Source organism: Archangium sp. (assembly GCF_036389735.1).
GTDB lineage: Bacteria > Myxococcota > Myxococcia > Myxococcales > Myxococcaceae > Archangium.
Genome location: NZ_DASVWK010000691.1, coordinates 1 through 14,400 on the forward strand (window position 1 = coordinate 1; position 14,400 = coordinate 14,400).

The following is a 14,400-nucleotide window of genomic DNA, read 5'->3' on the forward strand; positions in this document are numbered from 1 at the left end:
CATGGCCGCCAGCGCCCTCCTGATGATCTCCGGACGCAAGACCTGGGCGAACTTCGTCGGCCAGTGGGTGCCCTCCATCCTCATCCTCGGGACCTACAACAAGATCGCCAAGACGTTCTCCGCGCCCATCGACGAGGAGCAGCGCGTCCAACACGGCGGCCACCCCTCCATGCTGAAGTCCCCGGAGGAGCTCACCCGCCAGATGTCCCCGCAGCCCGTGAGCTGAGAAACACCTCGGGCCCCCTCGCCTCCCCTGGGAGGCACGGGGGCCCGGTTGTATGGAGGGAGGCGAGCAGGTGCGGCTAGGCCCTCGCGGGGCGCGCTTCCGGTGGCACCGCGTGACGGCGAGCCTGGCGCCGCTCCGCTCGCCGGTGCTTGAGCACGATGACGACCCCCACCACCGCGCTCACCAACAACAGGGCATTCGTCACCACGAAGACCCAGTTGCCCACCATCAGGCTGTAGGTGGTGAAGCCCACGGAGGCGGTGATCTGCCCCAGGAAGAGCCACTTCGAGACACCCTGGCTGGTGCCCGACTTCCACTGTTTGTAGACCTGATTCGCGATGGTCAGCACCAGCACGAACGAGCTGAACCATCCAATGGCTTCGCTTTTCATGGGCTGACGATGTGCACGTCCGCGAAGGCATGGCGGACCGCCTGGGGAGCAGGCAGCCGGACAGGCGAAGGGGATCGCGGAATTCGCGGCACCGGAGCCGGAGAAGACACACCCTCCCCTCCAAGCAACTCACCCATGACCACAGAGGTGCGTCCCATGAAGATTCGTGACGTGATGACTCCGGACGCCGTCGCCGCACACCCGGGAACGACGCTGATGGCCGCCGCGGAGATGATGCGCCTGCTCAACGTGGGCTCGCTGCCCATCATCGAGGGCGAGCGCGTCGTGGGCATCGTCACCGACCGGGACATCGTCGTGCGGGGCCTCGCGCTGGGCCTCGAGCCGCGCGGGGCTTGCGTGGCCGACGTGATGACCCGCAACGTGGTGACCTGCTCGGTGGACGAAGACGTGGAGGACGTCGCCCGGCAGATGCGAGACCTCCAGGTGCGCCGCCTGCTCGTCGTGGACGAGCAGGAGCGGCTCATCGGCATCGTCTCGCTGGGAGACCTGGCGATGGAGATGGAAGACCAGGCCCTCGCCGGACGCGTGCTCGAAGGCATCTCCGAGCCCGTCACCTCCATGGCGCACTGAGCCGGGCTAGAGGCCGAGCGGGAGCAGGAAGGCCGTCCCGTTCTGAGTGCCGGTGCGGTAGCTGAGCGGCGCGCCAATGACGAGCATCGGCGGGGAGCTTCCGCTCCCCGCCAGCAGCGCGAGGTCCTGACCGAAGCCCGCGCGCTCCGACACGTCTCCCGTGAACGAGAGCAGGGGCGAGAGCGCCCCGGTGGCGCCGGGCCCGCTGGCGTACACGAACACCGCGCCCCCGCCGTCCGAGGCCACCGACGCCCCCGGCGCGCTCACCACCAGCTCCGACACGCCGTCGCCCGTCAGGTCCGCCCCGCTCGCCAGGGCCGTCCCGAAGCCCACCGCGCGCGAGCGGTGCACCAACACCCGTGGAAACAGCTCGCTCTCCAGCGCGCCCACCACCGCCTCGCCCGAGGCCGGCCGGCGACTCGCCAGCGCCGCCGTGTCGAAGAGCAGCACCGCCGGCTGGGTCACCCCACCATAAGGGACGCTCGTCGCGCTCACCGCCAGGTAGTCCGCGCCGCTCGGGCCCAGCCAACGGCCCACACGCGTCATCGCCACGCCCAGCCCCATGAAGTTGATGCCCACCTCCAGGTCGGCCGCCAATCGCACCGTCGTCGGAGCCGTGCGCGTGCCACAGCGCGTGCCGCCCGCGTCGTACCCGAACAGCACCGTGAGGCCCGAGCGCTGGCCATTGGCATCCGCGTAGCGCCAGGCCACCTCGTCGCAGCCGTCCCCGTTCAGGTCTCCCAGCGCCGTGAGCGCCGACGTCTGCTGCGTGAGGAAGGTCGTCGCGGCCGTCTGGAGCACCAGCACGGGGGACGTGTAGGCGGGGTCGCACGCCATGGTCGGCTTCGCCAGCGTGGCGTCATCCGGCGCCCGCCCCAGGAAGAGCTCGACGCCGTTGGTGCGCAGGGCGCCGATGTCCTGACGGCCGTCTCCGTTGAAATCGAAGCCGCCCACCACCCCGCGTCCGATGCTCCGGCGCTGGCAGTTGGCGGTGCCCGCGGTCGAGCACCCCGCGATGTCGCCCGGTGCCCACAGCCGGTAGGCCGGCTTGAAGCTCCCGTCCGCCTGGCCCAGCGACACCAGCAGGCCGCCCATCGCCAGGCTCGAGCCCGTCACCGGGATGCACTCGGGCCGGTACACCGCGTACACCTGCTTGACGTCGGTATCCAACTCCCTGGCCGTGGTCCCCGGCACGGTGAAGCCCGGGGCCCCCAGCACCAGGTCCACGTGCCCGTCCCCATTGAAGTCCGTGAAGCCCACATCCGTGCCCACGTTGCGCCCACGGGACATGGGAGAGGAGGCACCCTCGGCCGCGAGCGAGCCCGCGCCCCCCGCCGCGCCATACATCCAGGCCCGGCCCGCCCCGAGGTCATTGCCATCCGCGTTCGTCCCGGGGCCGGACCAGCCCGGCGCGCCCACCAGCGCCACCACGCCGCCCGCGCCCCTCGCCAGCGCCACCGTCTCGCCGAAGCGCTCCACGCTCGGTCGCGCCGGCACCAGCACGCTCGTGCGCGTCCACTGCGCCAGCGAGTCCCCCGCCTTCACGAAGCCATCCACCCGCCCGGTGAAGGCGCGCCCATCCGGCGAGGAGGCCCGTCCCGCGAAGACCACCAGCCCCGCGCTCCCGGGCAGCGGCCACGGAGCAATCCCCACCCCGAAGGCATCCGACTTCGCCAGTCCCGGCAGGAAGCCGAGCGGCTTGTTGAGGACGGCGCCGCGGCTCAAGTCCGCCAGCGGGTACACCAGCACCTTGCCCCCGTAGCGCAGCGCGCCGCTCGTGGCGGGAATGCTCGCGTAGGGCGCCCCCAGCAGCAGCTCCGGGCCGGGCTTCCCATCCACGTCCATCACCGCCCAGCTCCGCCCCGCGAAAATGCCGGCCGCGTCCCCGTACAGCCGGGCCCAGGCCGCGTCCCGCTTCACCTGCTCCGGCATGTTCGAGGGCTCGCCCGTGGGCTTGTACGCGCTCAAGTCGAAGAGCAGCGCCCCGCCCGCATCGGTCGCGTTGGCGCCGCCCGTGGGGCGCAGGTCTGGTGAGTCCGCGCGGTCCGCCAGCACCAGCAGCAGCGGAGGCCGGGAACCCTCGCCCGGCACGGCGTCCAGCCGCCACGTGCCCTCGTTGCCATCGGCCGTGTTCATGGGCAGCACGTACACGTCCGGCGTGGCGCGGAAGCGCTGGCCCTCGGCGCGTGCGAAGAACACGGACACGGCCACCTGCACCACGCCCGCGGAGGAGCCATCCGCGTTGAAGCGCGACACCTTGCTCAGCGCCGCCACGTCCCGCAGCCCGTCCCCATTCAGGTCGGAGACCACCAGCATGCGGCCCAGCTCCGTGTTGGCGCGGGACTCGACCGCGCCCGTCTTGCCCACGTCGCTCCCGCCCAGGCGGAGGGTCGGCAGCTCCGGAATGGGCTGGCCCGGGGTGAGCTGGAAGATGTCCACCACGCCGCGGCGCGACGCCGCGGTCGCCAGGTCTCCCGTGGGCGAGCCCACCACCAGGTCCAGGTCTCCATCCCCCTCCACGTCCGCGAGCGTCAGGCCCGCGCCGAAGGAGCCGCGCCCCAGGCCGGTGAGGGGAGGCCGCAGACGCTCCGGCCCATTCGGGCCGAAGCGGAACAGGTACACCGCGCCCGAGTCGCCGAAGGTGACGTCCGCGCCCGGCGAGGACACCACCAGCTCCGCCTTTCCGTCCTTGTCCAGGTCTCCGGCCACCAGCACGTCGCCGAAGCGGGCCGTGTCCGTCTCGCCGGTGAGCACCCACGTGGGCTGCGAGGGCAGTCCCGCCACGCTCCCCTTGAAGATGAGCACCAGCCCGCCCTGGGGCCGGGCGAAATCGCTCTCGGGCCGCCCCACCGCCACGTCCGCCACCCCGTCCCCGTCGAAGTCCGCCGTCACCACCGAGGACGTGTCGGTGAGCTGCCCGTGCGCCTGCGTCTCGCGCGCCAGCTCGTCCAGCACGCGCACGCGCACGCGCGCCGTCTGCCCGGAGAAGGGGTCCACCGCCTCCAGCTCCGCCGTGCCCTTCGCACCCGGCTCGACCGAGAAGCGCCCACCGTCCACCCTCCCCGGCCCCAATACCTTCGTCCAGCGCACCCGGTCACTGCCATCCACTGTCGCCAATGGCACCGACGCGCCCGCCGGTACCGCCAGCAGCGCCGGGTCTCCGCGCAGCTGCGCGTCCGCGCGCACCGCGAACTGGAGGACGGCTTCATCTCCCGTGCGGCTGTCCCGCACCCGCACCAGGTCCGTCCCCTGCCCCGTCCCCGCCGTGTAGCGGCCCGTGGCCGTCACCGTGCTCTTCGTGGGGCCTGGCTCCAGCGTGAAGACGGGCTCACCCACCTGCCCCGTCACCTCCACCTGGAAGGAGGTGCCCGGCCGCACCGTCGCGTGCGCGGGAACCACGTCGAAAGCCGCCACCACCCCCACCCGCGCCCGGGCATCCCCGGGGCAGCGCGCGTCCTCCACCACCAGCGTGTCCGTCGCCGGCGTGAGCCCCGCGACGAAGCGCGAGCCGCGCATCTCTCCCGAGGAGCCTCCCGGCTCGACGCGGTAGCGGTAGTGGCCGCTGCCCCCCGTGGCCGTGAGGGAGACGGGGTCCATCACCCGCACCCGCTCGGGGCTCACGGTGAGGGAAAGGGCGGGCAGCCCCGCGCAGGCGTCCGCCGCCGGCTCGGGAGGCTGCTGCTCCGGCTGGCAGGCCGCGGACAGGAGCGCGAGCGCGAGCGACGCGCGGAAGACTCGGTTCATGGGGAGCGGCCTCGGTCAGGGGTTCGCGCCGGTGGCTGCCCAGCGCTGGATGAGGGAGATGAGCTGCGGGTCCAACGGGCCATCGGCCGGCATGCGCTGCTCGCGCACCGCCGCGACGATGAGGGGCACGTTGTCCCGCCACAGCTCATAGGAGGACAGGGGCCGGCCCGGTCCCGACTGGTGGCACCTGGCGCACCGCGACTCGTGGAGGGGGCGGATGTCCTTCTGCCAGCCGAGCGCCACCGTCGACAGGGGCTGGTACTCGAAGGCCACCGCGCGCCGGGCCTCGGTGCCGTCCACGTAGCGCGCCACCGCGCTGAGCGTGTGCGGCCCCGGCTCCAGGCCCACGAAGGAGTAGGGCTTGGGCGTGCCATCCGTCTCCACGCCGCCGAGGCTGTACGAGGGCCCATGCACCGGCACCTCCACGCCCGCCACCTCGAAGGAGACGCTCACCGGCTCCACGCCCGGCACCAGCCGCGCGCGCACCACCAGCGTGTCCTCCACCACCTGCATGCCCTCGTGGAGGCCCAGCACGCGAGGCACCGGGCCCCGGCTGAGCGCCACCGTGTCCGCGCCAAGCTGCACCCACGCGCAGCCACTCTCGTCCGCCGCCAGGAAGCGGAACTCACGCGTGTCCACACCCGAGGCCTCGCCCCACCTGTCCGCGTCCGCGTCATAGGAGAGCAGCGCCTCGCCCGCCTTCACCCAGACGAAGCGCCCCGCCGCCAGCACCTGCGTTGGCTTCCGCGCCAGCCCCACCTGCCGCCACCCGTCCACCCCCCGCCGCAGCAGCCGCCGCGACGTCAGCAGCCACACCTCCGCCTTGCCCTTCTCCGAGGCGCCCAGCCCCACCAGCGTCATGGGGCGCTCGCCCTCCAGCAGCGTCACCGGGGCCGGACTCACCCGCCATGCCCCCGTGGCCGTCCGCACCGAGAGCCACACCACGTCCTGGCGGAGGAACCACAGGCCCGTGGCCCCGGTGTCCGTCGGTGCCGCCACCAGCGCGGTGATGCCCTCCAAGGCCTTGCCGTCCAGCTTGAGGGCGGACAGCGTGCCCTCCTTCAATTGGTAGAGGCCCGAGGCATGCCCGAGCCACGCCGCGCCGTCCGGCGTCGACGCCGTGGCCGCCAGCCCGGGGCCCAGCGCATCCCGCCACGAGGGGGCGATGAGCCAGCCCGACTGCGCCAGGAAGAGGCCATTGTCCGCCTCCACCAGCGCCGAGCTCGTCCCCATCCGGAAGACGGCACGCACGCGCCCCGGCGTCACCGCGTTGCCCGGGTGGTTCTCCAGCACGGCCCGCGTTCCGTCCAACCGCAGGCGGATGGCCTCGCCCGCCGCCGTCGCGAAGATGCCGCCTCCCGTCTGGTCCGCGAAGGCCGGCGCCGCCGCCACGTCCACCAGCGCCTTGAGCTGCGCGGGCTGGAAGGGCTCCGGGCGCGGGTGGTCCATCGGGAGGGAGGGGGCGGAGTCGCCGCAGGCCGCCAGCAGGCCCGCGAGCAGCAGCGCACGGTACGAGGCTCGAGTGTTCATCACGCCAACAGGGCCCGGAGGGGGTCGACACGCGTGATGCTGTAGTCCAGACCGGCGGACGCCAGCACCGTCGCGATGATGTGCTCGGGGAGGATGGTGCTCCCGTTGTTCGGGTCCGGCTGGCCCGTCTTCAAGTCCACGAGGCTCGGTGCCATGCCGATGTCTCCGCTGCGGCCAAACGTCACGTTGTGCTTCAGCCCGGCGCCCATGAGCAGGCAGCTGCTGCACAGGTGGTGGTCCCGACCGCTCGTGGAGTTGATGAGCGGTGTGCGCGCGAACTCGGAGAACACCAGGATGGTGGTGTGGTCCATGAAGGAGTCGCCGGACGGGTGCGGGGATTTGCGCAGGTCGTCCACCAACGCGGCCAGCGCGTCGAAGCCCGCGCGCAGGTTGGTCGCGTGCGTCGTCTGCGTGCCGAAGTGCGTATCCAGACCGCCCACCAGATTGATGGACACGCACTGGCTGATGCCCTTCTTCAGCGCAGTGGCCACCAACGCCGCGCGCCCCGCCGGGCTGTCGTAGGGCCCCGAACCCGGCAGCTCATACAAGGTGCGGACCGCTTCGTTCGCCGGCAGCTCGAAGCGGAACGCATCACCGAGCTGGCTCGACAGCACCTGCCGCACCTGTCCGCGGCTGCTCTCGTACGTGCTCCCCACCCCGCCCGCGCCGTACGCCGCCTCCTCACAGGTGATGGGCTGGCCCCGGAAGTCCAGGAGCTGCTTCTCCAGCTCACTGTCCAGTACCCGGGTGCTCGCCGACAGCGTGAGCAGCAGGTCCTGCGCCTTGCTCACCTTGAGCGCGTTGGCGCTGCCCGGGTAGCGGTCGTTGTACGCCTCCACACCATAGGCGATGGAGGGGATGGGCACCCGAGGCGCGAGCTGCCCGACGATCTCCGTCGCCGTGGACGAGCCACGGGCCGCGGCCCCGATGGGGCGCTTGCCGGTGATGAAGTAGCGCATGCCCTCCTCATGCGCGAGCGTGGTCCTGTTGATGCCACGCACCACCGACATCAGGTCGGAGTGGTTGGCCAGGGCGCCCACCGCCGGGCCGAAGGTGATGGCGGAGGGGGCCGCGCCCGGGCGCTGGGCCGGCATGATGGGCCGCTGGGGGAAGCTCGCATCGGTGAGGAGGTTGTAGCCCGGGAGGATGCGCGTCTCCGCCACCCGCTCGGGGGTGAAGACGTCCGGGTCCCTCGGGTCGAAGGCGAGGAGCTGATCCCACCCTCCGGCGAAGTAGACGAAGACGAAGCAGCGGTCCGGGGGCGCCAGCGCGGTCGCCTGCGCGAAGGCCCGGAAGGGCAGGCCCCCCAGCAGCGTGGAGCCCATGAAGCCGGCGGCGGCCTTCAGGAAGGTACGGCGCTCGGGGCGGGTCTCTGGGTTCTTCTTCATGGAAGCATCTCCCCGGTCCGTCAGTAGGTGAGGAAGCGCGAGTCCGTCATCAGCGCGATACAGACCGCCGCCAACGCCTGGTCCCGCTTCTGGATGGACTCCGCGCGCGTCGCCGCCTGGGTGAAGAAGCCCGCCCAGCGTGTCAGCTCCTCGCCCTCCAGGGGCGCACCCCAGAAGCGGGTGGACAGGTACACGAGCAGCTCGCGCACCTGGGCGTCGGTGAGCTTGCGCAGGTCACCCACCGTCGCCCCGGGAAGCGTGCGGGTGAGCACGCGCGGGACGAGCAGCTTCACCTCGTCACTCGCCTGGCCCAGGCACACCTCGCGCGCCCCATCCTCGAGGAACTTGGCGAAGACGAGGTTGGGCTCGGTGCTCTCGATGTTGACGAGCGCGTAGTCCGCGCGTCCCATCGAGGTCGCCCGGCCCTCGAGCTGCGTCCACGACCGACCCACCGCCACTTCGATGGAGCGGCCGAGCTGGTTGGCGGTGATGCGGCGCGGGGAGCGCCCCACCCGGCCCTGCTGCTCCAGGTCGGGCAGGGGCATCGGGTCCCCGTGCGGGTTGGCCACGGGCTCCAGCAGTCCATCGCCGGTGGGAGGAGTCGCGGGAGTCTTCTCGCAGGCGGCCGCGCCGAGCGCGAGGAGCGCGAGGATGAGCAGGCGTCGCATCAGTCGATCCTCCGGTAGGCGTCCGTCATCACCACGCGCTCGATGAGCGCCTTGAAGCGGTGGCCGTCCTGGGCGAAGCCCTCGGCGAGCGGCACGAGGTAGAGGCGCTGCTCCTCCGCCGACATGGGCCGGCCGAGGAACTCCTGCCAGACGCGCCGCACCGTGCAGCGCTCCAGGTCGCCCGTCTGGAGCATGCGCTGCACCAGGAGGGCGGGGCCGCTGTCGATGTTCTGCTCCTCGTCCGGCGTGCGGTAGAGGTACGTCTTGAGCATGCCCAACGAGCCGGCGCCATCTCCGTCATAGGCCTGCATCACGTACTGGCCGCACTCGCCGCCGCAGTTGGTGTTGCCCGAGAGCGCGCAGTCACGGCACTTCGGGTCGTAGCGGGGGAAGTGGTCCGGATCGAGGAAGAGCGAGGCGCGCTCGGCGAAGCGGCCCCAGTGGGCGCCGGTGGGCTCGATGGTGGCGTGGCAGTAGTTGCAACCGCAGCGCCTGGCGAGGTTGTTCTCCCGGTTGCAGGCATCCTCGGCGGATGGCAGGCGCGCGTTGTCCGCGGGGACGAAGGCCTTGCAGAGGAAGGCCGAGTAGAAGTGGTTGACGCGGGCGCGCTGGGTGGGGAAGCGGTAGAGGAACGAGGCCGTGGTGAGCACCCCCGAGTGCTCGGGACCGCGCACGTACTCCTTCCAGTTGGCCGCGTCCGAGAAGGGCAGCGCGGGCAGTGCGGCCGGCTCCGCGGGGGGCGTCATGCTGAAGACGCCCACGCCCTGCTGCGGCTCCCGGTAGAGCTCGGACAGCGGGCCGTTGATGAACGAGCGGCGCGTGGTGAGGAGGTTGAAGTAGGGCTCGTCGCGACGCACCACCGAGTCGGCGATGAGCTCGGGCTCGGCGTTGATGGCCGCCACGCGGGCGTTGTGGGTGGTGGCATCCGGCGCCTCGCAGCGCTTCATGCCCTCGCCGCAGCCGCAGCTCCGGTCTCCGTTGAAGCGCGGGGTGGTGCAGGACTCCAGCGTCCACGGGTTGGCCGTGCGCGTCTGCGCCTCGATGGCACACACCCTCACGTCCGGGCCCCCGACATTCCAGAAGGGCGCGGGCCGCGTCACGTAGCCCTCGCGCTGGATGCAACCGCGCCGCGGCTCGTAGGAGCCCTTGATGCCGACGCCGTTGACCATCCTCAGGCCGAGGTCCAGCGTGCAGCGCTCCAGCCTCGCCGTCGAGGTGGTGGACGCATAGGCCACCACGCGCGTCCCCTCCACCACCTCCTGGGTGAACGAGGCGGCGGAGGACCTGGTCAGGTCCGGCTTGCACCGGTGCGGCACCAGCTTGCCGCTCACGCGCCGCATGTCACAGAAGTACATGTACGGGTCGGTGATACGCCCCCTCGCCTCCGCCTCCGCGCACGAGTTGATGGTGGCGTCGATGACCTTGGTGACGGGGTCCTGATCCAACCGGTCGCAGCGGTAGAGGTTGAGGTCGTAGTCCCAGCTCACCGGCAGTGGCACGCCGCGCGCGTCGTAGCGCTCCGCGAGGCAAACAGACGCCTCCGGGAGGGGAGGATCCGCCTGGGGGTCCTGCCGGGCGTCGCACACGTCCTGCGCGAGGTAGCTGTCACAGCCCTGGCTGTTGGCCCCGCGCAGCGGGCGGCTGCTGTTGCCACGCAGGGACAGGGCGTCGGTGACCGAGCCCGCGCCCGTCAGGCGCGAGTTGCCATTGTTGTAGACGCTGGCGCTCACGTTGCTCCACAGGAGCGCCCGGTGGTAGGCGCGCAGGCGCTGGTAGAACTCCTCCTTCCGCATCAGCGCGCGCACGTCCTCGACGGACACCTCGCCCCTGGCCTGGGCCGCCTGGTACTCCTCATAGGTGGGCGGGCGGCCGAGCAGGTCCAGGGTGAGCTGGCGCAGGTGACGCTCGACGGGAACCTTCGAGACCGGGGCACACACCGGTCCATCCGCGAGGGCGGGCGTGGCCACCAGCAACGCGGTGGCGGCCAGGATGACGAGGCAGCGTCGTGCGGGGAGCACGGGACCTCCGAGGGTCACTGCGGGGGGATAGCAAGACGACTTATGCCAGGAATTCGAGGTATTGACCATCCGCTCGGCCTACGAGCCGTGAAGCGAGCCCCCAGGCCGTGAAACGGTTGCGCGCGAGGGCACAAGCGGGACAGAAAGGCAGGCCATGTCCGACGCCGCTCCTGCTCCTGCCGCGCTCTCCCGGGTGAGCGACCGTGCCTTCTACGTCTTCACCGCGGTGGTCTCCGCCGCCGCGCTGGCCTTCCTCTCGTACATTCTGCTCATCCGCCGAGGTGGCGCGGTGGGAGGGGTGGACCTGCGCTTCCTGCCGGCGGTGAACGCGAGCTTCAACGCACTCGCGGCGACCTTCCTCGCGGCGGGCTGGGTGGCCATCCGCCGGGGTGCGCGGCGCGTGCACCAGTACCTGATGGTGTCGGCCTTCGCCTCGTCGGCGCTCTTCCTGGTGTGCTACCTCGCCTACCACTTCGTCCACGGCGACACGCGTTACGCCGGAGGCGGGGTGATGCGGACGGTGTACCTCGTCATCCTCGCGAGCCACGTGCTGCTATCGCTGTTCGTGGTGCCGGGCGCGCTGCTGGCCTTCTACTTCGCGTGGCGCAAGGCCTTCGCGCGTCACAGGAAGGTGACGCGGTGGCTGGCGCCCATCTGGCTCTACGTGTCCGTGACGGGCGTGGTCATCTTCTTCATGCTGCGCGGCAGCCTGCCCACCTCGCCCTGAGGTCAGGACGAGCGCACTTGCGGCTCCTCTGACGGGAGCTCCGGCATGTCCAGTCCTCGAGGCAGGCGCACCGTGAAGGTGGCGCCCTGGCCCTCTTCGCTCTCCACGGAAAGCGTGCCGCCGTGCATCCCCACCAGCCGGTGCGCGCTGGCCAGCCCCACGCCACTGCCGGAGATGGTCGAGTCCACGTTGCGACCGCGGTGGAAGCGGTCGAAGACGTGGGGCAGATCCTCCTTCGGGATGCCCAGGCCCTGGTCCTTCACGCACAGCCGCACCCAGCCCTCCGACCCGGTGGACTCCTCGAACAACGACACGTGGATGGGACCACCCCGCGGGCTGTACTTCACGGCGTTGCTCAGCAGGTTGTCCAGCACCCGCTCCAGGCCCGCCTCGTCCCAGTGGCCCAGGAAGTCCGTCCCCTCGATGCTCAAGTGCACGGGGTGCGTGGACTCCAGTGGCGCCAGCTCGCGCACCTTGGCGTGCACCAGCGTGAGCAGGTCCACCAGCTCCCTGCGCAGCGGGCGCTCCCCTCCCCGCGTCACCGCCAGGAAGTGGTCGATGAGCTCGCCCATCCGCTGCGTGCCGCGGAGGATCTGCCCCAGCCGCGACTCCACCCCCGGCGTGCGCGCCTCCGCGGGCAGCTGGCGGCGCAAGAGCTGGGCACTCAGCAGGATGCTCTGGAGCGGGCCCTTGAGGTCATGCGTGGCGATGGCGAAGAACTCGTCTCGTACCGCGAGTGCCTCGCGCGCCGTCCGCTCCGCACGCTCCGTCTGACGGCGGCGCTCCTCCAGCTCACGCGCCATGCGCACCGAGTCCACCGCGTGCCGCAGGCTGTGGCGCAGGCGCTCCGGGCTGAAGCCCTCCTTGAGGAGGTAGTCGTGGGCGCCGGCCTTCATCGCCGCCACCGCCACGCGCTCGTTGCCGCTGCCGGTGTACACCACCACTCCCGGCATCTGCTCGCCGCACCGCTCCCGCAGCGTGCTCAGCAGCGCCACCCCATCCATGCCCGGCAGGTGGAAGTCCAGCACGAGCGCATCCGGCAACGGAGGCTGGCCCATGCGCGCGAGCGCTTCCTCCGCCGTACTGACCAGCTCCACCTCCCATTGTGCCTCCGGATCCTTCTCCAGGGCCCGCCGCAAGGCTCGCTGGTCGGCGAGGCTGTCGTCGACGAGGAGCACACGCAGACTCATCGCTCCATCACCGAGGCCTCTCGCCCAGGGTGAAGAGGAAGGTGGAGCCCTGGCCGGGCTCGGACTCCACCCAGAGTTCGCCCCCATGCAGTCGGACGAGCCGACGAGCAATGGCCAGCCCCGCCCCACTCCCTCCCCCATAGGCATGGGCGGGGTGCAGCCGACGGAACATCTCGAAGATGTCCTCATGGAACCGCTCCGCGATGCCGATGCCGTTGTCCCGCACGAAGAAGACGTATTCATCCGCCCTTCGCCGTGCCGTGGGACGGGCGAGCGGCTCGCCGGGGCCGTGGAAGCCGAGCTCCACCCAGTGGGGACCCTCCGGCGCGTGGTACTTGGCGGCGTTGGTGAGGAGATTGGCCCAGACTTGCCGGATGCGCACCGCATCGCATTCCACGAGGGGCAGACGGCGCGGCATGCGCACCTCCACCTGATTCTCCTGGAGACGCGCGGAGACGGTGAGCAGCACCTCATCCACCACGTCCTGCATGTCCGTCAGGCCCCAGGCCAGCGCCACGCGCCCCGCCCGGCTGAACTCGAAGAGGCCGTCGAGCTGTCCCTGGATGCGTCCGGAGAGCCACCCCACCTCCTCGAGCTGCTTGCGGCCCTCGTCCCCCACCGTGTCGCCGTAGTCCTCCAGGAGGAAGCCCACGTACTGCTGGATGCCGCGCAGTGGCTCCTTGAGGTCGTGCGCCACGGTGCCGCTGAAGGCATCCAGCTCCGCGTTGGAGCGGGTGAGGGCGGCGGCCTCGCGCAACAGCACGCCCACCAGTGCTCCGCGGAAGCCCTCGGCGGTGGCGAGGTCCGCCGGAGTCCAGGGGAGGCTCACCCCGCGCACCGTCTCGCGCCAGGCGTCGAAGGAGGCACGGGGGTGCAGGCGCGTGGAGCCGGGCCCGGCCACCACGGGCTTCTGGGGGTTGCCAGCCCAGGTGACGGTGCGGGTCACCTCGGGGCGGAACCAGAGGACGAAGCGGGGCGCGGTCTCATCCAACCGCACCGCGAGCAGGCCGCTGGCCACGTCCGCGTACTCCCCGGCCGGTGGGTGGAGCCGCGCGAGGTGCTCCGTGTGGAAGGCGCCCTCGAAGCGCTGAGCGGCGAGCCATCCGGCCAGCTCCTCCACGTCCTGCCCCGCGGGGGTGTCGCCCACGAGCAGGGGGGCCCCGCCTAGCAGCAGGGCCACGCCGCCCGCGTTGGTGAGACCCCGGAGGAGTTCGCCCTGATGGGAGAGGGCCGTGGTCAGCGTCGCCGCATCCGCGGAGAGCCGCTCCACGAGTTGGGACTGGAGGCCGGCGCGCTGGGCGAGCTCGGCGGACGCGGCGGCGCGCTCCTCGGACGCGAGCTGGAGTGCCACCAGACGGGCCAGCACATCACAGGCCCGGCGCGTGGCGGGCGGCACCCGCAGGGGGGTGCGGTGGTGGCACGCGAGCAGGCCCCACAACTCCCCATCGCGCAGCAGGGAGATGGAGCACGAGGCCCCCACCCCCATGTTGGCGAGGTACTCCAGGTGGACGGAGGACACGCTGCGCAGGGCCGCGCCGGACAGGTCCAACGGGCGTCCCCGCGAGGGCAGCACGGCGGGCACCAGCGGCACCGGCTGGGCGTGCGCGTCGACGATGAGGCGCAGGGTGTTGCGCGTATAGAGGGCGCGGGCCTGGGCGGGGATGTCGCTGGCGGGGAAGTGCATGCCCAGGAAGCTGTCCACGTCCGCGGCGCGGCTCTCCGCCACCACCTCGCCATGCCAGTCCGAGTCGAAGCGGTACACCATCACCCGGTCGAAGCTCGTGAGCGTGCGCACCGCGTCCGCCGCCGCCTGGAGCAGCCCCAGCGGGCCCCGCGCCCGGGCCAACGGCGAGAGGAGCAGGTCCACCATTCCCAGCGCCTCCTCCTCGCTGGAGGACTCCAGGGCGGGCTCCAGTTCCAGTACCCC

Annotated in this window: 11 protein-coding genes; 3 read left to right on the plus strand and 8 right to left on the minus strand. The window is 71.7% G+C overall.

Translation table 11 applies throughout. The annotated features are described in order from the left end of the window. The coding region (locus tag VF794_RS24365; RefSeq protein ID WP_331114355.1) for a hypothetical protein at window positions 1-226 on the plus strand (226 nt) is incomplete at its 5' end. A gap of 76 nt (window positions 227-302) precedes the next feature. Here the strand turns inward: VF794_RS24365 and VF794_RS24370 are convergent. Beyond that, a complete protein-coding gene (locus VF794_RS24370; protein ID WP_331114356.1) occupies window positions 303-617 on the minus strand; it encodes a hypothetical protein in 315 nt (104 codons plus the stop codon). A 156-nt stretch (window positions 618-773) separates the two neighbouring features. Here VF794_RS24370 and VF794_RS24375 point away from each other — a divergent pair, with 156 nt between their 5' ends. Further along, the gene (locus VF794_RS24375) at window positions 774-1,208 is read left to right on the plus strand and encodes a CBS domain-containing protein (RefSeq protein WP_331114358.1); all 435 of its coding nucleotides are present in this window, start codon (window positions 774-776) and stop codon (window positions 1,206-1,208) included. A 6-nt stretch (window positions 1,209-1,214) separates the two neighbouring features. Here VF794_RS24375 and VF794_RS24380 read toward each other — a convergent pair whose 3' ends face one another. From VF794_RS24380 to VF794_RS24400, 5 genes are read right to left on the minus strand one after another with little or no spacing between them, the layout of a single operon-like run. Beyond that, complete coding sequence (locus tag VF794_RS24380) at window positions 1,215-4,952, minus strand: VCBS repeat-containing protein (protein ID WP_331114360.1); 3,738 nt, start codon at window positions 4,950-4,952, stop codon at window positions 1,215-1,217. A gap of 15 nt (window positions 4,953-4,967) precedes the next feature. After that, the gene (locus tag VF794_RS24385; RefSeq protein ID WP_331114362.1) at window positions 4,968-6,482 is read right to left on the minus strand and encodes a hypothetical protein; all 1,515 of its coding nucleotides are present in this window, start codon (window positions 6,480-6,482) and stop codon (window positions 4,968-4,970) included. Beyond that, window positions 6,482-7,870 (minus strand): DUF1501 domain-containing protein, encoded by a 1,389-nt coding sequence (locus VF794_RS24390; protein WP_331114364.1) that lies wholly within the window; start codon window positions 7,868-7,870, stop codon window positions 6,482-6,484. The genes VF794_RS24385 and VF794_RS24390 overlap by 1 nt, the downstream gene beginning before the upstream one ends. A gap of 20 nt (window positions 7,871-7,890) precedes the next feature. Next, window positions 7,891-8,538: a hypothetical protein gene (locus VF794_RS24395; protein ID WP_331114366.1), complete on the minus strand. Its 648-nt coding sequence runs from the start codon at window positions 8,536-8,538 to the stop codon at window positions 7,891-7,893. Next, window positions 8,538-10,556 (minus strand): DUF1585 domain-containing protein, encoded by a 2,019-nt coding sequence (locus tag VF794_RS24400; RefSeq protein ID WP_331114368.1) that lies wholly within the window; start codon window positions 10,554-10,556, stop codon window positions 8,538-8,540. The genes VF794_RS24395 and VF794_RS24400 overlap by 1 nt, the downstream gene beginning before the upstream one ends. A 154-nt stretch (window positions 10,557-10,710) precedes the next feature. Here VF794_RS24400 and VF794_RS24405 point away from each other — a divergent pair, with 154 nt between their 5' ends. Next, the gene (locus tag VF794_RS24405; protein ID WP_331114369.1) at window positions 10,711-11,283 is read left to right on the plus strand and encodes a DUF420 domain-containing protein; all 573 of its coding nucleotides are present in this window, start codon (window positions 10,711-10,713) and stop codon (window positions 11,281-11,283) included. 2 nt (window positions 11,284-11,285) lie between these two features. Here VF794_RS24405 and VF794_RS24410 read toward each other — a convergent pair whose 3' ends face one another. Next, the gene (locus VF794_RS24410) at window positions 11,286-12,473 is read right to left on the minus strand and encodes a hybrid sensor histidine kinase/response regulator (RefSeq protein ID WP_331114371.1); all 1,188 of its coding nucleotides are present in this window, start codon (window positions 12,471-12,473) and stop codon (window positions 11,286-11,288) included. 7 nt (window positions 12,474-12,480) lie between these two features. Further along, the coding region (locus tag VF794_RS24415) for an ATP-binding protein (RefSeq protein WP_331114373.1) at window positions 12,481-14,400 on the minus strand (1,920 nt) is incomplete at its 5' end.